The 23463-nt window shown below is 55.5% G+C and carries 20 protein-coding genes, 3 tRNA genes and 1 pseudogene; 8 read left to right on the top strand and 16 right to left on the bottom strand.

From position 1 onward, the window contains the following. Positions 1–8: 8 nt before the first annotated feature. From paaX to paaA, 12 genes are all read right to left on the bottom strand, one after another. Positions 9–935, bottom strand: a complete 927-nt coding sequence (gene paaX, locus OGY13_RS14905) for a phenylacetic acid degradation operon negative regulatory protein PaaX (RefSeq protein ID WP_020996484.1) — start codon at positions 933–935, stop codon at positions 9–11. A gap of 157 nt (positions 936–1092) precedes the next feature. Next, positions 1093–2412 carry a phenylacetate--CoA ligase PaaK gene (gene paaK, locus OGY13_RS14910; protein WP_003832244.1) on the bottom strand — a complete coding sequence of 440 codons (1320 nt, stop codon included), beginning with the start codon at positions 2410–2412 and terminating at the stop codon, positions 1093–1095. 28 nt (positions 2413–2440) lie between these two features. Next, on the bottom strand, positions 2441–3646 hold the full coding sequence (gene pcaF / locus OGY13_RS14915) for a 3-oxoadipyl-CoA thiolase (protein WP_213752938.1): 1206 nt from the start codon (positions 3644–3646) through the stop codon (positions 2441–2443). Further along, the gene (gene paaI / locus OGY13_RS14920; protein WP_003832239.1) at positions 3646–4068 is read right to left on the bottom strand and encodes a hydroxyphenylacetyl-CoA thioesterase PaaI; all 423 of its coding nucleotides are present in this window, start codon (positions 4066–4068) and stop codon (positions 3646–3648) included. The genes pcaF and paaI overlap by 1 nt, the downstream gene beginning before the upstream one ends. Next, positions 4061–5479, bottom strand: coding sequence for a 3-hydroxyacyl-CoA dehydrogenase (locus OGY13_RS14925; protein WP_213752937.1), 1419 nt, complete (start codon positions 5477–5479; stop codon positions 4061–4063). The genes paaI and OGY13_RS14925 overlap by 8 nt, the downstream gene beginning before the upstream one ends. 3 nt (positions 5480–5482) lie before the next feature. Beyond that, on the bottom strand, positions 5483–6271 hold the full coding sequence (gene paaG, locus OGY13_RS14930) for a 2-(1,2-epoxy-1,2-dihydrophenyl)acetyl-CoA isomerase PaaG (protein WP_213752936.1): 789 nt from the start codon (positions 6269–6271) through the stop codon (positions 5483–5485). A gap of 2 nt (positions 6272–6273) precedes the next feature. Next, on the bottom strand, positions 6274–7041 hold the full coding sequence (paaF, locus tag OGY13_RS14935) for a 2,3-dehydroadipyl-CoA hydratase PaaF (RefSeq protein ID WP_213752935.1): 768 nt from the start codon (positions 7039–7041) through the stop codon (positions 6274–6276). Then, positions 7038–8108, bottom strand: a complete 1071-nt coding sequence (gene paaE, locus OGY13_RS14940; RefSeq protein ID WP_213752934.1) for a 1,2-phenylacetyl-CoA epoxidase subunit PaaE — start codon at positions 8106–8108, stop codon at positions 7038–7040. The genes paaF and paaE overlap by 4 nt, the downstream gene beginning before the upstream one ends. Before the next feature lie 7 nt (positions 8109–8115). Further along, positions 8116–8613, bottom strand: coding sequence for a 1,2-phenylacetyl-CoA epoxidase subunit PaaD (gene paaD, locus OGY13_RS14945; RefSeq protein ID WP_008784413.1), 498 nt, complete (start codon positions 8611–8613; stop codon positions 8116–8118). Between the two features lie 12 nt (positions 8614–8625). Continuing rightward, on the bottom strand, positions 8626–9381 hold the full coding sequence (paaC, locus tag OGY13_RS14950; RefSeq protein WP_213752933.1) for a 1,2-phenylacetyl-CoA epoxidase subunit PaaC: 756 nt from the start codon (positions 9379–9381) through the stop codon (positions 8626–8628). Positions 9382–9388: 7 nt separating this feature from the next. Beyond that, the gene (gene paaB / locus OGY13_RS14955) at positions 9389–9676 is read right to left on the bottom strand and encodes a 1,2-phenylacetyl-CoA epoxidase subunit PaaB (protein WP_032943000.1); all 288 of its coding nucleotides are present in this window, start codon (positions 9674–9676) and stop codon (positions 9389–9391) included. A gap of 10 nt (positions 9677–9686) precedes the next feature. Then, positions 9687–10616 carry a 1,2-phenylacetyl-CoA epoxidase subunit PaaA gene (gene paaA, locus OGY13_RS14960; RefSeq protein ID WP_008784410.1) on the bottom strand — a complete coding sequence of 310 codons (930 nt, stop codon included), beginning with the start codon at positions 10614–10616 and terminating at the stop codon, positions 9687–9689. Between the two features lie 285 nt (positions 10617–10901). Here paaA and paaZ point away from each other — a divergent pair, with 285 nt between their 5' ends. Beyond that, positions 10902–12947, top strand: a complete 2046-nt coding sequence (paaZ, locus tag OGY13_RS14965) for a phenylacetic acid degradation bifunctional protein PaaZ (RefSeq protein ID WP_125362943.1) — start codon at positions 10902–10904, stop codon at positions 12945–12947. Between the two features lie 82 nt (positions 12948–13029). Here paaZ and OGY13_RS14970 read toward each other — a convergent pair. Further along, positions 13030–13105: transfer RNA gene (locus OGY13_RS14970), tRNA-Asn, on the bottom strand. Between the two features lie 160 nt (positions 13106–13265). Here OGY13_RS14970 and OGY13_RS14975 point away from each other — a divergent pair. Both OGY13_RS14975 and OGY13_RS14980 read left to right on the top strand, forming a co-directional pair. Further along, a complete protein-coding gene (locus OGY13_RS14975; RefSeq protein WP_286637681.1) occupies positions 13266–14753 on the top strand; it encodes an EmmdR/YeeO family multidrug/toxin efflux MATE transporter in 1488 nt (495 codons plus the stop codon). A 99-nt stretch (positions 14754–14852) separates the two neighbouring features. Continuing rightward, positions 14853–14928, top strand: a tRNA-Asn gene (locus OGY13_RS14980). A gap of 618 nt (positions 14929–15546) precedes the next feature. Here OGY13_RS14980 and cbl read toward each other — a convergent pair. Continuing rightward, entirely contained in the window at positions 15547–16497 is a 951-nt protein-coding gene (gene cbl / locus OGY13_RS14985) for an HTH-type transcriptional regulator Cbl (RefSeq protein ID WP_020996493.1), read from the bottom strand. Positions 16498–16598: 101 nt separating this feature from the next. Next, positions 16599–17516 carry a nitrogen assimilation transcriptional regulator NAC gene (gene nac / locus OGY13_RS14990; protein WP_008784390.1) on the bottom strand — a complete coding sequence of 306 codons (918 nt, stop codon included), beginning with the start codon at positions 17514–17516 and terminating at the stop codon, positions 16599–16601. A gap of 326 nt (positions 17517–17842) precedes the next feature. Here nac and OGY13_RS14995 point away from each other — a divergent pair. Then, positions 17843–17918 (top strand) — tRNA-Asn (locus OGY13_RS14995). A 75-nt stretch (positions 17919–17993) separates the two neighbouring features. Here the strand turns inward: OGY13_RS14995 and OGY13_RS15000 are convergent. Further along, positions 17994–18080 (bottom strand): annotated as a pseudogene (locus tag OGY13_RS15000) (type II toxin-antitoxin system PemK/MazF family toxin); the annotation flags it as partial. Between the two features lie 183 nt (positions 18081–18263). Here OGY13_RS15000 and OGY13_RS15005 point away from each other — a divergent pair. The 4 genes from OGY13_RS15005 to fecA all read left to right on the top strand — a co-directional run bounded on the left by OGY13_RS15005 (position 18264) and on the right by fecA (position 23419). Further along, positions 18264–19247, top strand: a complete 984-nt coding sequence (locus tag OGY13_RS15005) for an alpha/beta hydrolase (RefSeq protein WP_213752932.1) — start codon at positions 18264–18266, stop codon at positions 19245–19247. Between the two features lie 289 nt (positions 19248–19536). Next, positions 19537–20058, top strand: a complete 522-nt coding sequence (gene fecI / locus OGY13_RS15010) for a ferric citrate uptake sigma factor FecI (RefSeq protein ID WP_213753138.1) — start codon at positions 19537–19539, stop codon at positions 20056–20058. Beyond that, positions 20055–21008, top strand: a complete 954-nt coding sequence (gene fecR / locus OGY13_RS15015) for a ferric citrate uptake sigma factor regulator FecR (protein ID WP_213753137.1) — start codon at positions 20055–20057, stop codon at positions 21006–21008. Before fecI ends, fecR begins: the two co-directional genes overlap by 4 nt. An 86-nt stretch (positions 21009–21094) precedes the next feature. After that, complete coding sequence (gene fecA, locus OGY13_RS15020) at positions 21095–23419, top strand: TonB-dependent Fe(3+) dicitrate receptor FecA (protein WP_213753136.1); 2325 nt, start codon at positions 21095–21097, stop codon at positions 23417–23419. Positions 23420–23463: the final 44 nt, after the last annotated feature.

Here is a 23463-nt window from a genome sequence, read left to right on the forward strand (position 1 = left end):
TTCTCCTGTTACACCTCGGCTAATCCGCCGAAGCGTTGATAATAGAGCGGACCCGGCGCGGGCAGTTCCCCCACCGAGCTCTCGCCTTTTTCGCTGACGAAAACCTGGGCGCCGGGCGCAACACGTTGATAAATATTAATGCACAGCTGACGCGCCGTCTGACCCAGCCAGTGAGCAGGCAACAATTCTTCCGGCAACAGCGGATCTTTGAGCACAACCCGACGATAGAAGTGAATGAGCAACAGGCGGATCTGGAAGCAGCGCTCTGGCGTAAGTTCGTCCGGCCCGGCGTCACGCAGTAGCGGTAACAACGGACGGAACAGCGTGATAAACGCCTCGTACATGGCATTTTGTTCGGTTAAGTGCCAGCACCCTTCTACCCGCTCACGCAGCGCAGCGCGGGAGAGTGCCAACGGCGAATGCGCCTCAAAAACGATGACGTTTTCCGCTACCCCAGCTTCATGGAGCAGCGACTGTACGTCCGCCAGCTTTTGCGATGGCGACGCCAGCAGACTCGGCGCCAGTACGCCAAAACCTTGCCATAACAGCTGCTTTTTAACTTCGGCCAGGGTATTTTTCTCCAGCCCCTCCGACAGCAGCAGCAGCCAGGTACCGTCCCACTCAGGGGCGCTGGCACGGTAGATTTTGCTCTCGGCGCGGCGCGTCAAGCGTAGCCCTTTATCACTCAGGCGGTAGAAACTGCGGCGGCCGATACGTACTACGTCCAGCCATTCTTCTTTATTAAGGCGAAACAGCGCGGTACGTACAAAACGTTCACCGAAGCCAAGCCCTTCCAGCAGCGCGGCAACGCTACCGAGCCAGACTTCTCCACCGCGTTGCGATAAACAGTCCCCGTAAAGCGAGGCGATAAGAGAGGTGCCGCTGACCGGCATTGCGGTTACCGCCTGCTGAATAAAACTATCGAGTTTTTCCATATGATTCATACTGTTGTCTTTTTTGTCCTTTTTGAATCATAGCACAGGATAATTTCCGCGATATGGCAGGAATTTGTAGGCCGGATAAGGCAACGCCGCCATCCGGTAACTTGTGCGCTCTCGCCTGATGGCGCTGCGCTTATCAGGCCTACGAGTCTTAACCGTTGGCGGCAACTTTGCGCAGGTCGAACACCCGACACGCCTTTCCTTCTGAGCGCGGAATGCTGCCGCAGTTAACAATGCTTACGTCCGTTGAAATACCGACCATCGACTTAATACGATGACGCAAATGATGGCAAATCTGGCAGCGCTGCTCATGGCTTAGCACCAGGCTACTCTCTTTAAGCTCCACGCGTACCGAAAGCGAATCAAGATGTCCTCGGCGATCCACTTCCAACTGGTAATGCGGAGCCAGATGTTCAATCTTGAGGATCTCTTCTTCCACCTGCGATGGGAAGACGTTGACGCCGCGAATAATCAGCATATCGTCGCTGCGCCCGCTAATGCGATCCATACGACGCATCGTGCGTGCGGTACCCGGCAGCAGGCGCGTCAGGTCGCGGGTACGATAACGAATGACCGGTAGCGCTTCTTTCGTCAGCGTGGTGAACAGCAGTTCGCCGTGCTCGCCGTCAGCCAGTGGCGTACCGTCATCCGGATTGACCACTTCCGGGAAGAAATGATCCTCCCATATTGTCGGACCATCACCCGTTTCGATGCACTCCATCGCCACGCCCGGCCCCATCACTTCCGAGAGGCCATAAATATCCAGCGCCGTAATACCCAGGCGACGTTCGATCTCCGCGCGCATCCCCGTTGTCCACGGCTCTGCGCCAAAGACACCGGTACGCAGCGAACAACCCCGCGCGTCACCGCCCATCTGGCGCTCCAGCTCTTCAATCAGGTTCAGACAGTAGGATGGCGTGACCATAATCATGTCAGGTTTGAAATCGCGAATCAGCTGCGCCTGTTTCTCGGTTTGACCGCCGGACATCGGGATAACCGTTGCCCCCAGGCGTTCCGCGCCGTAGTGCGCGCCCAGTCCGCCGGTGAAAAGGCCATAGCCATAAGCGACGTGGATTTTATCTTTCGCGGTACCGCCTGCGGCACGCAGCGAGCGGGCGACGATGTTAGCCCAAGTATCGATATCATTTTGCGTATAGCCCACCACCGTCGGTTTACCCGTGGTGCCGGATGATGCATGGATACGCACCACCTGCTCCATCGGTACCGCGAAGGTGTCGAAGGGATAGTTGTCACGCAGGTCCTGCTTGGTGGTGCAGGGAAACTTGCTCAGATCGCTCAGCTCACGGAAATCATCCGGGTGAACCCCCGCCGCGTCGAACTTACGGCGGTACATCGGGACATTTTCATAGGCGTGTTTTAACGTCCATTTCAGGCGCTCGGTTTGCAAAGCCTGTAATTCGTCACGCGATGCGGTTTCAATCGGATCTAATTTTGTTGTTGTCGTTGTCATTTTGTAGGGCACTCGCAGGTCAATTAGCTCACACTCGCTCAAGGATCATGGCAATGCCCTGACCCACGCCAATACACATCGTACACAGCGCATAACGTCCATTGCGTCGTTCCAGCTCCAGCGTTGCGGCCAGCGCTAACCGCACACCGCTCATCCCCAGCGGGTGACCTAAAGCGATAGCCCCCCCATTGGGATTCACGTGTTCTGCGTCATCTGCCAGTCCAAGCTGTCTCATCACCCCCAACGCCTGGGCGGCAAAGGCTTCATTCAGCTCAATCACATCCATATCGTTGATATTCAGCCCGGCGCGCTCCAGCACTTTTCGTACCGCAGGAACTGGCCCAAGCCCCATAAACTTCGGCTCCACGCCCGCCGTCGCCATCGCGACAATGCGTGCATGCGGCGTTAGTCCCTGGGCCTTTATGTGTTGCTCGCTGGCTACGATCATTGCTGCCGCGCCGTCGTTCACCCCAGAGGCATTGCCTGCGGTGACCACGCCGTTCTTACGAAACGGTGTTTTCAGTTGTGCGAGTTGCTCCAGCGTGGTTTCTGCACGCGGATGTTCATCTTCACGTACTGCGCTAACTGCCCCTTTCTTGCCAATGATTTGTACCGGTACAATTTCCTGCGCCAGAATGCCGTCACGCTGGGCTTTCGCCGTGCGCTGCTGGCTGCGATACGCAAAGGCGTCCTGGTCCTCTCGGCTTATATTTAACAATTCAGCTACATTCTCCGCCGTTTCCGGCATGCTGTCAGCTCCGAATTGTTGCTGCATGAGCGGGTTCACAAAACGCCAGCCAATGGTGGTATCAAACATCTCTGCCTGACGCTGAAACGGCACGGTCGCTTTGCCCATTACAAACGGCGCGCGTGACATTGACTCAACACCACCAGCGATCAGCAGGTCGGCATCACCGGCTTTGATCGTGCGAGCAGCGAAGCCGATCGCATCAAGCCCGGAGCCGCACAGACGGTTGATGGTCGTGCCGGCAACGCTGTGCGGATACCCCGCCAGCAAGGTCGCCATATGCGCCACGTTGCGGTTATCCTCGCCCGCCTGGTTGGCGCAACCGAAGATCACATCGTCAATAGCGCTGGGATCCAGGCGTGGGTTGCGGTTGAGTAATTCACGCAACGGGATGGCCGCCAGATCGTCGGCACGCACGCCTGCCAGCGCCCCGCCGTAGCGACCAATCGGGGTACGAATACCGTCACAAATAAATGCGTCACGCATTAGACTTCTCCTGTAATCGTGCCACCGATGCGGTGGGATTTGCCGCGAAACAGAGCCACGGTTTTGTGTTGCTGATTGACAATTTCAATGTCGTAAACGCCAGTGAGTTTGCCTTGCTGCTTAACCCGCGCGGTGGCGGTCAGTTTGTCACCTGCAAAAGCCGGACGCAGAAAGTCGATACTGGCCGCTGAGGCTACTGCTGCCAGTCCCTGACTGTTGCAGGCGTAAGCAAAGGCGGTATCCGCCAGCGAGAACAGTTGCCCACCGTGACAGGTCTGATGGCCATTCAGCTGCGACGGCGACACGGTCATGGTCATCTGCGAATAACCGTCGTCCATCTCAATAATTTCAATCCCCAGCGCCTGCGCGCAGGTGTCTTTCACATACATGGCGCGGGCGTTGCGCCAGGCTTCGTTACTCATGACGCATCTCCATCAGCGCTTTCTGGCGCAGCAGCGCACTCGGGCGATAGCGTTCTTCGCCGTAGTGCTGTTGTAGATTTTCCAGCAGACGCAGCACACGTCCCCAGCCGAGCGATTCGCCCCAGGCCAGCGGCCCGTGCGGGTAGTTGACCCCCAAGCGCATGGCGGTATCGATATCCTCGGCGCTGGCGACTCCTTTTTGCAGCGCATCCAGCGCTTCGTTCGCCAGCATCGCTACCGTGCGCCATACCAGCAGCCCTGGATAGTCGGCAATACGCAGCACTTTTTTGCCCTGCTGCTGGAAGTAGTACACTGCTTTGTCGGTGGCTGAATCCGGATTGGTTGGTGCGCTTGCCAGCACGACGGTGTCGCCCGCAGCATGGTCATACACCACCACCGGGCGCTGGTGCTGCACGCTTAAGGCCAGCGCGGTTTCACCGGTAGTTTCAAGGAGCAGCACATCATCCAGTTCAGTGACAACGTCACGCTTGATATTTTTTGCTGCATTTTCAGGCGCTACCGCTGCAACAGCCAGTTCAGGCGATACCTCAGCAGGCCAGCAATAGACGCCGTGGCCGCTCTTCTTGCCCAGACGCCCCGCCAGTGCGAGCTCCTGTTGCAGCAAAGACGGTAGAAAACGGCGGTCCTGCCAGAAGGCGTTAAACACCGAACAGGTCACGGCAAAGTTGACGTCCTGGCCAATCAAGTCGGTCAGCGCCAGCGGCCCCATCGGGAAGCCGCCGCCGTCACGCAGAGCCGCATCAATCACTTCCGCTGACGCAACCTGTTCTTCCAGCGCGCGCCAGGCTTCAGCGTAGTACGGACGCGCCACGCGGTTGACGATAAAACCCGGCGTAGAGCGGCAGCGCACCGGCTGTTTGCCCCAGGCAGTCACGCACTGGCAAAGCTGCTCGACTACCTCGGTTGAGGTGGCAATGCCGCTCACCACTTCCACCAGTTTCATCACCGGTGCAGGGTTAAAGAAGTGCAGCCCCGCCACACGTTCCGGATGCTTCACTCCCGCCGCAATTGCGGTGATTGAGATCGACGAGGTATTACTGGTCAGCAGCGTTGACGGCAAACAGATCTCCGCCAACTGACTAAACAGCGCTTTTTTAATTTCCAGCCGCTCGGAAGCGGCTTCAATCACCAGTTGTGCATCGGCAAGCTGATTCAGTTCAGTCGCGGGTGCGATCCGTCCCAGCAGCTCACTGGCCTGTTCCGCACTGATTTTTCCACGACCAACACGAACGTCGAGTCGCTGGCGTATACCCTCAATGGCGCGAGTAATCGCCTCAGCGGAAATGTCATACAGCAGGACCGAATGTCCGGCGCTGGCAGCCACCTCGGCAATGCCTGCACCCATTGTTCCGCCGCCGATCACGGCAACGCGGGGAAGAGTTTGCGTCATGGCTTATTTCCCGCTGAACTGTGGTGGACGTTTGGCGAGGAAGGCGCTGACTCCTTCGCGATAGTCGTCGCTGCGACCGGCCATGCGCTGGTAGTCGCGCTCAAGCTCAAGCTGCTGATCCAGCGTGTTGGTTTCGGAAAGCTGCAAGGCTTTCTTAATCAGCCCCAGGCCATAGGTCGGCTGCGTCGCGAAATGGCGCGCCATGGTCAACGCGGTATCTTTCAACTCGGCATCGTCGACCACTTGCCAGATCATGCCCCACTGCGCGGCCTGTTCGGCGCTGAGGTTATCGCCAAGCATCAGCAAACCCACGGCACGAGCGCGACCGGCTACGCGCGGCAGCACCCAGCTTCCGCCGCAGTCCGGCACCAGACCGAGCTTGCTGAAGGCCATGACAAACTTCGCCGAGCGCGCGGCGAGGACGATGTCGCAGCCCATTGCCAGCGTGGCACCAGCACCAGCGGCAACGCCGTTGACGGCGCAGATAACCGGCTTCGGCAGCGCGGCTAAGCGGCGCACCAGCGGGTTGTAGAAGCGTTCCACCGACATGCCCAGATCCGGCGCGGGGCCGCTCGGGTCAACGTTACGGTCGTTCAGATCCTGTCCGGCGCAAAATCCGCGTCCGGCGCCGGTGATCAGCAGGCAACGAATGGTGTCGTCGCGCTCGGCCTGTTTCAGGCAATCGGCAAGCTGCTGGTGCATCACGTCGTTAAAGCTGTTGAGTCGGTCCGGGCGGTTCAGGATGATAGTCATCACGCCCTGCTCCACTTCGCTGAGAATAAATGCGTCCACGATTAGCGTCCTTTAAATTCCGGTGTGCGTTTTTCTAAAAAGGCGCTGACGCCTTCACGACGATCTTCGGTGCCGCTCAGCAGCGTAAACAGCTGACGTTCCTGCACCAAACCGGCCTGGAGACCCACTTCTTGCGCAGCGCGTAGAGACTGTTTTGCCGCCCGCAGCGCCAGCGGTGAGTGACGGGCGATGGTCGCCGCCAGCTTGAGCGCGTATTCATCGGAGAGGTTCGCCGGGTGAATGTCACTCACCAGCCCGGCCCATTGTGCTCGTTCTGCATCAATGCTTTCACCGCTCAGCACCATTCGGCTGGCCAGCGCTTTGCCAACACAACGGATAAGCCGCTGCGTACCGCCCGCCCCTGGCATGGTGCCGAGAGTAATTTCCGGCAGGCCGAAGCGCGCGTTATCCCCGGCAATCACCAGGTCGCACAGAAGAGCCAGCTCGCACCCGGCACCCAGCGCGTAACCGTTAACCACCGCGATCAGCGGCTTGTTGAAGGCATCAATACGTGCCCACAGGCGAGGACGAACATCGTCGAAAGTGGCGGGCAGATCTTTTTCCGCCATTTCGTTGAGATCGGCCCCGGCGGCGAAATAGCGCGTGTTGCCGCTAATCACGCAAACGCTGATGCTGGCGTCCGCCGCCGCGCTTTCCAGCGCGTCAGCAATCTGCGTTAGCAGCGCATTGTTCAGGGCGTTACGCGCCTGCGGACGGTTCAGAGTCAGTTGCAGTACACGGTCGTGACGGGAAATCAGCAGTTCGCTCATGCCATCCCCCGCGCATCGAAGTCGACCACTACGTCACCGCTGGTTGGCAGCGCCTGGCAGCTCAGCACATAGCCCGCCGCCAGTTCATCGGCTTCAAGGCTGTAGTTGGCGGCCATCGCCACCTCGCCGCTGACCACCTTGCATTTGCAGGTGGCGCACACGCCGCCTTTACAGGCGAACGGCAGGTCAGCACCCTGGCGCAGCGCGGCGTCGAGAATGCTGTCATCTTCCGCATTCAGTGAAATCAGGCGATCGCGCCCATCCTGACGAAGGGTGACCGTGCGGCCTTCCGCCTGCACGCCGGTGGCGTGTTTCACGCTGGTCCCCGGCGTATTGAAACGCTCAAGGTGAATGGATTTTTCCGCTATGCCCAGTTCGCGCAGTGCCACTTCGGCTTCATCCATCATTGCCGATGGGCCACAGATAAAGGCGTCGTCAAAGCGGCTGAAATCGAGCAGGTTTTTGCCCAGCGCACGCAGTTTGTCGCCGTCAATACGACCCTGTAGCAGATCGCTGTCCATCGCCTCCTGACTGAACAAGTGCACCACCTGTAAACGCTGCGGATAGCGGTCTTTCAGATCGGCCAGCGCCTGACGGAACATCATGCTGTGGCTGCTGCGGTTGCCGTAGATCAGCGTGAACTGGCTGGCCGGTTCGATCGTCAGCGTCGCTTCAATAATCGCCATCATCGGCGTAATGCCGGACCCGGCGGCAATCACCAGATATTGGGCTTCGCGCTCGGCCTGCGGCTGGTAGCCGAAGTGCCCTTGCGGCACCATCACCTCCAGCGCCATACCCTGCTGGATATCCTGCTGGGCATAGCGGGAGAAACGCCCACCGTCGATAGCTTTAACCGCGACGCTAATTTCCGAGGGCGAGCGGCTGCGACAAATGGAGTAACAACGACGCAGCTCTTCTCCACCGAGGTGAGCTTTCAGCGTCAAATGCTGGCCCGGTCGAAAGGCGTAGTCATTACGCAGCGCGTCGGGAATGGTGAAAGTGATGGTCACCGCATCGCGCGTTTCCGCTTCGACGTTGGCCACGGTAAGCGAATGAAATGTTGTCATCGCAACCTCAAATACATTTAAAGTAATCAAAGGGTTCACGGCAGCTGTCGCAGCGATACAACGCTTTACAGGCCGTGGATCCGAATTCGCTAATCAGCGAGGTATGGGTGCTGGCGCAGCGCGGGCACTGTACGTCAGTTGGCATTTCGGCATGACAGGCGTGGGCCTGCGGCGGGCTGATACCATACTGGCGCAAGCGTTCGCGGGCGTCCGGGCTCATCCAGTCAGTGGTCCACGGTGGGTCAAGCTGCAGGACGATATGTACTGGCGTATAGCCGTGCTCCGCCATCACCATGCGAATTTCACCCAGTAGATGCTCGGTGGCCGGGCAGCCGGAGTACGTCGGCGTAAAGCCGATTACCCAGCCGTCGCCGCAGCGCTCAACGCTGCGTACCATGCCGAGATCGGTGATGGTCAGCACCGGCACTTCCGGATCGGAAATCGCACTTAACAGCCCCCAAACGGTGTGCACCTCTGGCGGTGCGACCGCGGTAAGACGTTGCATAGCCACCCCCTGCTACCACTGCTGACCAGGATACGCACGCTGTAAGTACTGCATCTCGGCCAACATCGGCCCGAGATGTTCACTGTGTAGCCCCTGCTTACCGCCGTTGCGAAACGCCGCCTCATGCGGAACGTGTAAACCAGAATCAATCAGCGCAGTGTGTACCGTCGTCTGCCATTCGGTTTGCAGTTCGCGGGGATCGACGGCAATGCCCTGCCTGGCCAGAGCGATCTCCAGTTCGTCGGCAAGGAACAATTCGCCGGTGTAACGCCACAGATTGTCCACCGCCTTCTGCATCAGTTGCGCGGAGTAGTCAGTACCATTCCCCAGTCGCTCCAGCCAGCCGCGGCTGAAGCGCAGGTGATAACGAACTTCTTTCAGTCCTTTGGCAGCGATAGCGGCAATCTGCTTATCGCGGCTGTTAACCAAACGAGTGAATAGCGCCACATGCCAGACGTCGATAAAGAACTGGCGAGCGATCGTGTCGGCAAAGTTGCCGTTAGGCTGTTCCACCAGCAACAGATTGCGGAACTGACGCTCGTCACGACCAAAAGCCAGTGTGTCTTCGTCGCCGCTACCCGCCAGTTCGGCGGCGTAGCTGAGGAAGTTGCGCGCCTGCCCCAGCAGGTCGAGGCCGATATTAGCCAGCGCCAGATCAATCTCCAGCTCCGGCGCATGACCGCACCAGGCACCCAGACGCTGAGCCAGCACCAGACCGTTATCGCCCAGACGCAGGGCATAGGTTGCAACGGGATTCAGGTTATTCATCGTTGCCTCACATATGTTCCATGCCGTCCGGCACGGTGTAGAACGTGGGATGGCGATAGACTTTGCTCTCCGCCGGGTCAAAAAACTCACCGCGTTCTTCCGGCTGTGACGCAACAATTTCGCTGGCTTTCACCACCCAGATGGAGCAGCCTTCGCTGCGGCGTGTATAGGCATCGCGTGCATTTTCCAGCGCCATCTGGTCATCGGCGGCATGCAGACTGCCAACGTGACGGTGTGATAACCCCTGTTTGCTGCGGACAAAAACTTCGTATAACGGCCAGTATGTTTTGCTCATGACTCTCTCCTTACGCCGCGTCGCGGGCCTGTTGCTTTTCGGCGTGCGCCAGTGCGGCCTCGCGCACCCATGCCCCTTCTTCCCAGGCCTTACGCTTTGCGCCCAGACGTTCGTGGTTACAGACACCACGACCGTTGATGACCTCATTAAATTCCTGCCAGTCGATCTCACCGAATCGATATTTCCCCGTCGCTTCATCAAGCTGTAGGTCGGCGTCCGGCACGGTCATACCGAGAATTTCTACCTGCGGGACCGTGTTATCAACAAAGCGCTGACGCAGTTCGTCGTTGGAGTGCAGTTTGATTTTCCACGCCATGCTGCGGGCGCTGTTCGGTGAGTTGTCGTCGTTCGGGCCAAACATCATTAGTGCAGGCCACCAGAAACGGTTGATGGCGTCCTGCAGCATCTGACGCTGATCCTCGCTACCGGTAGCCAGCGCCATACACGCTTCGAAGCCCTGACGCTGATGGAAGCTCTCTTCTTTGCAGATTTTGACCATCGCCCTGGCATACGGGCCGTAGGAGGTACGACACAGCGCCACCTGGTTAACAATCGCCGCGCCATCGACCAGCCAGCCGATCACACCGATATCCGCCCAGCTGAGGGTTGGGTAGTTGAAGATGGAGGAGTATTTCATCTGGCCGTCGAGCATCTTCTGGTACAGATCTTCACGCGCGCAGCCCAGTGTTTCCGCCGCGCTGTAGAGGTACAGACCGTGTCCGGCCTCGTCCTGTACTTTTGCGAGCAGAATGGCCTTACGCCGCAGCGTAGGTGCGCGGGTTATCCAGTTGCCTTCCGGTAACATGCCGACAATTTCCGAGTGCGCATGCTGGCCAATCTGGCGGATCAGCGTCTTACGGTATGCGTCCGGCATCCAGTCCTGCGGCTCGATGGCCGTTTCCTGCGCGATGCGCTGGTCAAAGCGTTGTTCTTCTGTCACGTCATCACCTTATGATTCCGATAATTTCAACAAATCAATATTTGCGAATCACTTTGCTTTATAAAAGTTACATCTTGGTTAAATAAAACCACAAATTTTGTTTGCTGATTTTGCGATACTTGTCGCAAATGGTTTTTGTTTATTCATTAATAACAGATAGATAACCAATAAAGGTAAAGTGTTCGCGATCTCATTGTTAACAAATTATTAAAATCTCACTTGCATTTTGTGATTCATAAAAGAACTATTTAAAGAGATATTACGGAACACATCTGGAGATTAACGATGCAGCAGTTAGCCAGTTATTTATCCGGTGCCTGGCAGACAGGCCGGGGCCGCACTCGCACCATCCACCACGCCCTTACCGGTGAAGCGCTTTGGGAAGTGACAAGCGTTGGACTGGATATGGCGCAGGCGCGCCGCTTTGCGATTGAGCACGGCGGCAAAGCGCTACAGGCAATGAGTTTTATTGAGCGCAGCGCGATGCTAAAAGCGGTGGCGAAGCATTTAATGGAACTGAAAGCCGATTTCTATGCCATATCCGCGCAAACCGGAGCAACGCGCGGTGACAGCTGGGTCGATATCGAAGGCGGCATTGGCACGCTTTTCACTTATGCCAGTCTCGGTGGCCGCGAGCTGCCGGACGATACGCTGTGGCCGGAAGACGAACTGATCCCGCTCTCCAAACAGGGCGGTTTTGCCGCACGCCACGTGCTGACCTCCAAATCCGGTGTTGCGGTGCATATCAACGCCTTTAACTTCCCCTGCTGGGGTATGCTGGAGAAGCTGGCGCCAACCTGGCTTGCCGGGATGCCCGCCATTATCAAACCTGCAACCGCCACCGCGCAGCTCACTCAGGCAATGGTGAAAGCGATTATCGACAGTGGTCTGGTACCGAACGGCGCAATTAGCCTTATCTGCGGCGGCGCGGGTGACCTGCTCGATCACCTCGACAGCCAGGATGTGGTGACCTTTACCGGTTCTGCTCATACCGGACAGCAACTGCGCGTGCACCCCAATCTGGTGGCTAAATCGGTTCCTTTCACCATGGAAGCGGATTCACTCAACTGCTGCGTGCTGGGTGATGACGTCACCCCAGAACAGCCTGAGTTTGCATTGTTTGTACGTGAAGTAGTGCGCGAGATGACGACCAAAGCCGGGCAGAAATGTACCGCTATCCGCCGCATTATCGTGCCACAGGCGCAGGTGAAAGCGGTCAGCGAGGCGCTGATTACCCGTCTGCAAAAAGTGGTAGTGGGCGATCCGGCGCAGGAAGGCGTGAAGATGGGGTCGCTGGTGAATAACGATCAGCGTCAGGACGTGCAGGATAATGTGAATCGTCTGGTTGAAGCCGGGTGTGAGGTGCTGCTGGGCGGAAAAGCAGATCTGAGCACGGCTGGGGCTTTCTTCCCGCCAACGCTGCTGTTTTGTCCGCAGCCGGATGAAATTGCCGCGGTACATGCAATTGAAGCCTTTGGTCCGGTCGCCACGCTGATGCCGTATCAAAATACCGAGCATGCCATGACGCTGGCGCGCGCCGGTGAAGGCAGTCTGGCAGGAACGCTGGTGACGGCGAGCGGCGAACTGGCGCGAGAGTTTGTCCTCGGTGCGGCCCGCGCCCACGGGCGTATTCAGGTGCTGAACGAAGAGTCCTCGGCGGAATCGACCGGTCACGGCTCTCCGCTGCCACAGCTGGTCCACGGCGGGCCTGGACGTGCAGGCGGCGGTGAAGAGCTGGGCGGTCTGCGCGCGGTGAAACACTACATGCAACGCACCGCCATTCAGGGCAGCCCAACCATGCTCGCGGCGGTAAGCCAACAGTGGGTGCGTGGCGCTCGGGTGGAGGAAGATCGTATTCACCCGTTCCGTAAATACTTCGAAGAGATCCAGCCGGGCGACAGCCTGCTGACGCCACGTCGTACACTGACCGAAGCGGATATCGTTAACTTTGCCTGCCTCAGCGGTGACCACTTCTACGCCCATATGGACAAGATTGCAGCAGCCGATTCCATTTTCGGCGAGCGCGTGGTGCACGGTTACTTCCTGATTTCCGCCGCAGCCGGTCTGTTTGTTGACGCGGGCGTCGGTCCGGTGATTGCCAACTATGGCATGGAAAACCTGCGCTTTATCGAGCCGGTTAAGCCGGGCGACACTATCCAGGTGCGTTTAACCTGCAAACGCAAAACGGTGAAACGTCAGCGCAATGCCGAAGAAAAAGCGACCGGCGTGGTGGAGTGGTCGGTGGAGATCTTTAATCAGCACCAGCAGGCGGTGGCGCTGTATTCCATTCTGACGTTGGTTGCGCGTCAGCATGGGGATTTCCCGGCGTAAGATTCCGGCGTAGCTTCGCTCGATCAGGCTTGAAACATAAAGCAAAAAGCCTGCTTAGTTTCCTAAGCAGGCTTCTTAAATATGGCTCCTCTGACTGGACTCGAACCAGTGACATACGGATTAACAGTCCGCCGTTCTACCGACTGAACTACAGAGGAATCGTTGTGGAGGCTTATCTTAGCGGCGAAAAAAATTTTGTCAAACCCCATTTCCTCGAATGCGAATCAATTGATGCTTCTCTCGACAGTTTGTTGCATTTACAGACATTTTAAATAGAAAAAACTTTGCAGCTTTTTTGATTCTCCCTCATCATTTGAAATGAGGTTTCAACTTTCTTCGTTAAGGTCCACTTTGAACGTCTCCGCTGCCTTACGCCAGGTCGCTTCCCGCACGCCCTGGTATGCCAAACGCAAGAGTTATAAGGTTCTCTTTTGGCGCGAAATCACTCCGCTGGCTGTCCCCATTTTTCTGGAAAACACCTGTGTGCTATTGATGGGTGTTCTCAGTACCTTCCTGGTCAGCTGGTTGGGAAAAGAAGCGATGGCCGGTGTCGGACTCGCCGACAGCTTTAATATGGTCATCATGGCATTTTTCGCCGCCATCGATCTGGGCACCACCGTGGTTGTAGCATTTAGCCTCGGGAAACGAGATCGTCGACGGGCCAGAGCCGCGGCCAGACAATCACTGGTGATCATGACAATTTTTGCTACCGTTCTGGCAGCTGTCATTCACTATTTTGGTCAACAGATTATTGACGTTGTCGCAGGTGAAGCAACGCCAGACGTTAAAGCTTTGGCACTCACCTATCTGGAGCTGACGGTGCTCAGCTACCCGGCGGCAGCCATTGCGCTGATTGGCAGTGGCGCACTACGTGGAGCCGGAAATACAAAAATACCGTTGTTGATTAACGGCGGCATGAACATCCTGAATATCATCATCAGTAGCATCCTGATTTACGGGATCTTTTCCTGGCAAGGTCTGGGATTTGTGGGAGCAGGCCTGGGACTGACCATTTCGCGCTACATCGGGGCGATTGCCATCATCTGGGTACTGATGATTGGTTTTAACCCCGCGCTGCGAATTCCCTTCAAAAGCTATTTTAAGCCACTCAATCTCACCATTATCTGGGAGGTGATGGGGATCGGCATTCCGGCAAGTATCGAGTCAGTGCTGTTCAATGGCGGTAAACTTTTGACACAGATGTTTGTTTCAGGCATGGGAACCAGCGTTATCGCCGGGAACTTTATTGCATTTTCTATCGCCGCGCTTATCAACTTACCGGGTAATGCTTTAGGTTCCGCGTCGACAATCATTACCGGCAGGCGTCTGGGAAATGGCCAGATTGCCCAGGCTGAAATCCAGCTACGGCATGTATTCTGGCTGTCGACGATCGGCCTGACGGCAATTGCCTGGTTAACCGCTCCTTTCGCCGGGGTGATGGCCTCATTTTATACCCACGATCAGGATGTAAAAGAGGTCATAGTCATCCTGATTTGGCTCAACGCAGCATTTATGCCGATATGGGCAGCCTCCTGGGTATTACCAGCAGGCTTTAAAGGTGCGCGAGATGCACGTTTTGCTATGTGGGTATCGATGCTGGGCATGTGGGGCTGCCGCGTAGTCGCGGGTTACACCCTGGGTATCGTATTAGGATGGGGAGTTGTCGGCGTTTGGTTAGGTATGTTCTTCGACTGGGCCGTACGCGCCGCGTTATTTTACTGGCGTATGGTCACTGGCCGCTGGTTGTGGAAATACCCGCGCCCCGAACGCGAAAAGTGCATAAAACAACCGGTTGCGTCTGAATAAGCGGCGAAATGGGGAATATTTCAGCAAACGATCGCATTTATCCATTCAGGCTTTGACAACGCTGAGCGGCATCGCTAATATTCGCCTCGTTCAAACGATTCCTCTGTAGTTCAGTCGGTAGAACGGCGGACTGTTAATCCGTATGTCACTGGTTCGAGTCCAGTCAGAGGAGCCATATTTAAGAAGCCTGCTTAGGAAACTAAGCAGGCTTTTTGCTTTTCTGCGATCCTATTCGCCAGGTAGAGCGCTTCACTCCACACCAGGTTTTTCCATACTGCCGACGGGAGAATGTCCGTCTGCTTATGCAAAATGTCTCTATGATCCAATTCGTTAACGTCATGGTTAAGTATCTTATCGTGCAACGACATCAGAATGAGACCCATACTTGCCCATGCCGATACTGCTGAAAGCAGCGCTAACCGCTTTATTAGTAATTCCACTGAGTACAATAGCCGGTGAGAAAGTCACGCTACGTTGCCCGGACAGAGGCTGGGCGGAGGTGACATTTCATTTGTTCCAGCACGTTAGCGTGCTGTGGGAAAACAATAGTTTTTATGTTTCCGATGCCCGCCGTAGTCAGAGTAATAAATTCTATACGTTTACCAATCGAGATGTTCTTTCGGTGAAGAATGGATTTCAGTTTATTTATGCGGATTCGGGACGGGCGGTGTCTTGTTCGATATTGTCGCGGGTGCCGACGCAGGATCTGAGGCTGGAGACCTTGAGGTAACGCAGCTTTCTACCCGCCATTCAGCGACGTCAGAGAAGCCCGTTTACTCACGGGCTTTGGTAGTTAAATCTGATAATCAATCACCGCTTCATCTGGCTCCATCGCCTGGCGCTTAATTTCATCGACGGATAACCCTGCATTGCATAGCTCGATGAATCGCCAGACGTAGTTGCGCTGCAGCTGTCCGCGTTTAAGCCCTAGCCAAACGGTATTTGCATCAAACAAATGCCGGGTATCCAGACGGGTTAAGGTCCCCTCTTCCTGCTCGCCGCTGGATTGCTCTGCCACCAGCCCAATCCCCAACCCCAGCGACACGTAAGTTTTAATCACATCCGAGTCCTGGGCGCTGAGAATAATATCCGGTATCAGCCCTTTGCGAGCAAATGCTTCATCGATGCGGGAACGCCCTGTAATCCCCTGACGATAGGTAATTAACGGCCAGTGAGCAATAGACTCCAGCGTGAGCGGAGAGGCTTTCACTAATGGATGGTCATTAGGAACAAGCAGGCTGTGGTGCCAACGAAACCAGGGAAAAGCCACCAACAATGGATCGCTGCTCAGCCGCTCACTGGCAATTCCGATATCTGCCCCGCCATTTTGTAGCAGGACATCAATCTCCTGTGGCGTACCCTGAATAAGTTCCAGACGCACCTCAGGGAACAGCTCACGAAAAGCTTTTATCACCGCAGGCAAGCTATAGCGTGCCTGGGTATGCGTGGTGGCAATCGTCAGTACGCCGGACGTGTCATTGGTAAACAGATCCGCCAGTCGACGAACATTACTGGCCTCATTCAGAATACGCTCGGCAATAACCAGCAAGGCTTTACCCGGTTCGGTCATGCCCAACAGGCGTTTACCGCGACGGATAAAAATCTCGATGCCAAGTTCATCTTCAAGTTCACGAATGTGTCGGCTGACGCCCGACTGCGAGGTGTACAGTATATTCGCGACCTCTGTCAGGTTGTAATCCTGACGGGCCGCCTCGCGGATTATTTTAAGTTGCTGGAAATTCACGTTTCGCTCCGGGCACATCAGACATTACGCTATTGTTAAAGTCTGATGCCCGGCATAACAAATAATAAAAACCTGCATCTTATTCCTTGCGGGAATAAGGTTTAGCTGACCAGCTGCAGCTCGCGATTTTCCAGCGCCGGACGGCTGACCAGCGACAACAGGATCTCCTTCACGGCCTGCGCCTGGGGCGATAAGCTCCCTCTGGCGGATACGTTCAACGATAATGGCAGATTCATCGACGGTGTTGTGATGCGCGCCATCCAGCCGTTAGCCGCATTGCATAATGAACGGGCGGCCGACTCAGGCAACACTGTGACACCCATACCACTGGCAATGGCGGCCGTTAGGGTGGAGATAGACTCAATTTCGCCAATCACTTTAGCCGTTAAGCGACGTAGCGAAAAAGCTTCATCCACGCGCAGGCGAACCGCGCTGTAATCCCGTGGCAAGAACAAATTCATCTGCGCCACTGCGGCTAAATCGACGCTTTGCCCCGGACACTCACGCGTGCCGACCAGGTACAGATCCTCTTTAAGCAACGGTTGACTGCTGATGCCCGCCACAGGAGAACGCTCATAGAGCACTGCCATATCTAATTGCCCGCTGAGCAGCTTGTCATTCAGCACTGCCCCACTGTTTTCATGCAAATAGACCAGCACATCAGGCAGTTCGGCACGTAGCGTCTGTAATAACGGCATGGTAATGGATGACGCGACTGTCCCCGGCGCAAGGCCGATAGAGACCTGTCCACTCAAGGTCTGGCCCACGTTATTAACCGCAAGTTGCGCCTGTTCGCACTGACGTAAAATCGTCCGGGCGTGGGTATATAGCACTTTTCCTGCTTCCGTCGGCGTGACGCCACGCTTGGTACGAATCAGCAATTGCTGATCCAGCTCACCTTCCAGCGTAGCGACCTGCTGGCTCAGCGCGGGTTGCGCAATGTGCAACACTTCCGCTGCCTGGGTCAGGCTACCAATATCGACGATTTTCACGAAATATTTCAGTCGTCTGAAGTTCATTTTGCCTCCTGTCGGAATACCAGAACCCGTGCTGGCAGTCATTAAATTCAGGATTGCAAGATGCTTGCCACTTTCGTCTAAAACGGTGTTTTACGGTTAAAGCCGCGTAAAGTCAGGAGTAAAAGCGAAGGAAGATCATTCTGCACACCTAAGTATCTCATTCAGGCTGCCCTGGAAGAGGTAGACACGCACCAGAATGGGGCAAAAGCATAAAAAGACGGAAAGATCGCCGCTTTGCTGATTTTGTCAGCAAACGAACACACAAATGTATTTACCCCTTTGACAAGCCTCACCACCCTCGCTAATATGCGCCTCGTTCAAACGATTCCTCTGTAGTTCAGTCGGTAGAACGGCGGACTGTTAATCCGTATGTCACTGGTTCGAGTCCAGTCAGAGGAGCCATATTTAAGAAGCCTGCTTAGGAAACTAAGCAGGCTTTTTGCTTTTATGCCATTGCTCAGTGCGCATATCAAAACCTCAACTTAGTCTGGCCAACACTTCATTCATAATAGCCGCAGGTATTTGTTCCAAACGCTTACCGTTCCGGGCTTCCATATCAATAGACAGGAACAACAATGAGTTGAGATGTCCACTCTTCGCTCACAGTAGACTTTAAACTCACCCAGTACCTTCGCTCTGTGCCAGCAGAGGACTTTTCTATCACTGCTGATATATTAATCAATGTAGAGCAGGCCATATTTATAATATAAATTGACGGGTACGCTGAATTTTACAGGAACATCTCCAATGAATATTGCCGCCTCAATTGCCCTTTTGGGCGCTTGCCCATTTGTGAGTCTGGCGGCAGTACCGGAGACCTTTTCCGAAACTGCCCTGGATGCCGCAGGGCCAAAAGGCCCTTTGAAAGGCACGTTACTCACCCCGAATTCAAAACCAACAGCCGTTGTTCTTATCGTTCCTGGCTCCGGGCCAACCGATCGGGATGGAAACAACCCGCTTGGTGTGAATGCATCGCCTTACCGACTTCTTGCTGAAGGCCTGGCTGCCAAAGGTTTTGCGACGCTTCGTATCGACAAACGTGGAATGTTCGCTAGCGCAATGGCCGTAGACGATGCCAATGCGGTGACGATTGCTGACTATGTTGACGACATTCGATCCTGGGTAGACGTGCTTAGACGTCACATGCACACTCCCTGTGTTTGGGTTTTAGGACACAGCGAAGGGGGTGTAGTCGCACTTGCCTCGGCTCAAGAAGAGAATGTGTGCGGTGTGGTTCTTATCGCAACGCCTGGGAGGCCGATGGGCGAGGTGTTGAGGGGGCAACTTAACGCTAATCCGGAAAATGAAATTCTATTAAAGCAGGCGCTGCCGATAATTGATGCTCTGGAGCATCGGCGGCGAGTCGATATTACGAATATTCACCCAGCACTGCAAAGTATCTTTAATCCTGCTGTTCAGGGGTTTTTGATCAATGCATTTTCATATAATCCGGGTCATTTCATTTCGAGTATTTCCAAACCCGTGTTAGTGCTACAAGGGCAACGCGATCTCCAGGTGGAAGAAACGGATGCAAGACTGCTTAAGGCCGCGAATCCTCAAGCGTCCCTGGTTATACTGCCCAATATGAACCATGTTATGAAAGAGGTGACTTCGGACGATCGCAAAGCGAATATCGCGACATACGCTGAACCCGCGCTCCCCTTAGCTCCCGGTTTAATCGACTCGATTGAGCATTTCCTGATCCGCAACTCACCTTTTCCCGAAAAGTAACAGCTGCTCTGCTCTCGGTGTCCTCCCAAGACGGTTTACTTTTAAAGAGTTCAGCATGCTTTAAAGCATTCGTCTGCTCCATGCTCACAGCAGACATGGTCAGATGTCATTCCAACCGTCACATGCCAGAAGCAGACTCCCCTTCCCCATCCGATATCCACCTCATAACATTTTTATAAATAACAACGCATTAAGAAGTTCAACGTAATACAATTATATTTCTAATTGTAATGATAACCATTCTCATATTACTATAATCGCGTGATAATTAACTTTTGATACATTCCACATGTCTGACCACGCCACTACCACTGCTTCCTTTACGCTCGAGTCGCTTTATGGCGCACATCACGGCTGGTTGAAAAGCTGGCTGACGCGCAAACTCCAGTCCGCCTTTGATGCAGATGACATTGCCCAGGACACTTTTCTACGGGTAATGGGCAGCGACTCGCTCTCGACGATCCGCGATCCGCGCTCCTTTCTGTGCACTCTCGCCAAACGGGTGATGGTCGACCTGTTTCGCCGAAACGCGCTGGAAAAAGCCTATCTGGAGATGTTGGCGCTTATGCCGGAGGCGCTCTCGCCTTCCCCCGAGGAACGCGAGAGCCAGCTCGAAACCCTGCAACTCATCGACAGCATGCTTGACGGGCTGAACGGAAAAACACGAGAAGCGTTTCTGCTTTCGCAACTGGATGGTCTGACATACAGCGAGATCGCGCTGAAGCTCGGTATCTCCGTCAGCTCGGTGAAAAAGTATATGGCAAAGGCTATCGAACATTGTCTGCTGTTTCGTCTGGAGCACGGCCTGTGAACGCTTCTATCACCGATTCTCGCCGCCAGGCATTGCGCTCGGCATCGCACTGGTATGCTGTATTGAGCGGCGAGCGTGTCAGCCCACAGCAAGAAGCGCGCTGGCAACAATGGTACGAAGAGGACAAAGATCATCAGTGGGCCTGGCAACAGGTTGAAAACCTGCGCAGCCACCTCAGCCGCGTACCGGGCGATGTTGCCAGCCGGACGCTGCACGATACGCGCCTTACCCGTCGTCATGTCATGAAAGGGATACTGCTGCTGCTCGGCGTGGGCGGCGGCTGGCAGCTCTGGCAGTCTGAAGCCGGTGAAGGTCTGCGCGCGGATTACCGCACCGCCAAAGGCGCGGTCAGCCATCAGCGGCTGGAAGATGGCTCGCTGCTGACGCTCAACACACAAAGCGCCGCGGACGTTCATTTTGATACGCGTCAACGAGTTGTCCATCTCTGGTACGGAGAAATTGCTATTACTACCGCAAAAGACGCGCAGCAGAGACCTTTCCGCGTTGTGACCCGTCAGGGCCAGCTCACCGCATTAGGCACAGAATTTACCGTCTACCAGCAGGACAACGTCACACGCGTTGTCGTTCAACAACACGCTGTTGAAGTCTTACTGGCAAATCGTCCGCAGGAAAAACGCATCGTCAGCGCTGGCGAGAGCCTGCAGTTTAGCGCGTCTGAATTTGGTGCAATAGCCTCAGCGGATGATGAAAGCGCCACCTGGACGCAGGGCATTCTGAGCTTCAGCGATAAACCTTTGAGTGAAGTGATTGCCACGCTGAGCCGTTATCGCAACGGCGTGCTGCGCTGCGATCCGGCTGTAGCCGGGTTACGCCTGAGTGGCACTTTCCCGCTGAAAAATACTGATGCAATCCTGGATGTTATTGCCAAGACTCTTCCAGTTAAAATTCAGTCAGTTACGCGATACTGGGTAAATATTTCCGCACTGTAAGAAAAATAATTCTCATTTCGATTGTCCTTTTTCCCCTTCTCATTCGACTCATAGATGAACACAACAAAAATGATGATGGAGAAGGTATGACGCCTTTACGCGTTTTTCGCAAAACAACACCTTTGGTTAACGCCGTTCGCCTGAGCCTGCTGCCGCTGGCCGGCCTGTCGTTATCCGCCTTCGCAGCGCAGGTTGATATTGCACCGGGTTCGCTCGACAAAGCCCTTAATCAGTATGCCGCGCTCAGCGGAATTACCCTGTCGGTTGACGCCAGCCTGACGCGCGGCAAACAGAGTAACGGTCTTCACGGTGACTACGACGTCGAAACCGGCCTGCAACACCTGCTGAACGGTAGTGGCCTGCAGGTGAAACCGCTGGGTAATAACAGCTGGACGCTGGAGCCCGCACCAACACCGCAAGAAGATGCCCTGACCGTGGTGGGCGACTGGCTGGGGGATGCGCGCGAAAACGACGTATTCGAGCATGCCGGCGCACGTGACGTTATCCGCCGTGAGGATTTTGCCAAAACCGGCGCAACATCCATGCGCGAGGTACTGAACCGCATTCCTGGCGTTACCGCCCCAGAAAACAACGGCACCGGTAGCCACGATCTGGCAATGAACTTTGGTATTCGCGGCCTGAATCCGCGCCTGGCCAGCCGTTCAACGGTGCTGATGGACGGTATTCCCGTGCCGTTTGCCCCTTACGGCCAGCCGCAGCTTTCACTGGCGCCCGTCTCACTCGGAAATATGGACGCCATCGACGTGGTTCGCGGCGGTGGCGCGGTGCGTTACGGGCCACAGAGCGTGGGCGGTGTGGTGAACTTTGTTACCCGCGCTATTCCGCAAGACTTCGGCATCGAAGCCGGCGTGGAAGGCCAGCTCAGCCCAACATCTTCACAAAATAACCCAAAAGAAACACACAACCTGATGGTGGGTGGCACGGCGGATAACGGTTTTGGTACCGCCCTGCTTTACTCCGGTACACGTGGAAGCGACTGGCGCGAACACAGCGCGACCCGCATCGACGACCTGATGCTGAAAAGCAAATATGCGCCAAACGAAGTGCATACCTTCAACAGTCTGTTGCAATACTACGACGGTGAAGCCGACATGCCCGGCGGCCTGTCTCGCGCGGATTACGATGCCGACCGCTGGCAATCCACGCGCCCTTACGATCGCTTCTGGGGGCGCCGCAAGCTGGCAAGCCTCGGCTATCAGTTCCAGCCGGACAGCCAACATAAATTCAATATTCAGGGCTTCTACACTGAAACCCTGCGCAGCGGCTACCTGGAACAGGGAAAACGCCTCACCCTTTCACCGCGTAACTACTGGGTACGCGGCATTGAACCACGCTACAGTCAGAGCTTTATGGTGGGTCCTTCCGCGCACGAAGTGGGCGTGGGATACCGTTATGTGAGCGAGTCGACGCATGAAATGCGTTACTACACGGCCACCAGCAGCGGACAACTGCCGTCCAGCGCCAGCCCTTACGATCGCGACACTCGTTCGGGCACCGAAGCGCACGCCTGGTATCTGGATGACAAAATCGACATTGGCAACTGGACTATCACACCGGGTATGCGCTTTGAACATATCGAGTCATACCAGAACAACGCCATCAAAGGCACACATGAGGAAGTAAGCTACAACGCCCCACTTCCGGCGCTAAACGTACTTTATCACCTGACTGATAGCTGGAATCTTTATGCAAACACTGAAGGCTCATTCGGCACCGTACAGTACAGCCAAATTGGCAAGGCTGTGCAAAGCGGCAATGTGGAACCGGAAAAAGCGCGAACCTGGGAGCTCGGAACCCGATACGACGATGGCGCGCTGACGGCGGAAATGGGGCTGTTCCTGATTAACTTTAATAATCAGTACGATTCCAACCAAACCAACGACACCGTTACTGCACGCGGTAAAACGCGTCATACCGGACTGGAAACTCAGACTCGCTATGATCTCGGCACATTGACGCCAACGCTCGACAACGTTTCAGTCTACGCAAGCTATGCGTATGTGAACGCTGAGATTCGCGAGAAAGGCGATACCTATGGCAATCAGGTGCCCTTCTCACCAAAACACAAAGGCACGTTGGGCGTGGACTATAAGCCGGGCAACTGGACCTTCAACCTGAATAGCGATTTCCAGTCCAGCCAGTTTGCGGATAACGCCAACACCGTTAAAGAGAGCGCTGATGGCAGTACCGGTCGCATCCCTGGCTTTATGCTCTGGGGCGCACGCGTAGCCTATGACTTCGGCCCGCAGATGGCAGACCTGAACCTGGCGTTCGGTGTGAAAAATATCTTCGACCAAGAGTATTTCACCCGCTCTTACGACGACAACAACAAAGGCATCTACGCAGGCCAGCCGCGCACGCTGTATATGCAGGGTTCGTTGAAGTTCTAAACCCCGTTTACCCGGCCTGCATGCTGTTTTTGTAGGTCGGGCAA

Origin of the sequence: Citrobacter sp. Cpo045 (assembly GCF_030332875.1) — a bacterium.
GTDB classification, from domain to species: Bacteria; Pseudomonadota; Gammaproteobacteria; order Enterobacterales; family Enterobacteriaceae; genus Citrobacter; species Citrobacter portucalensis.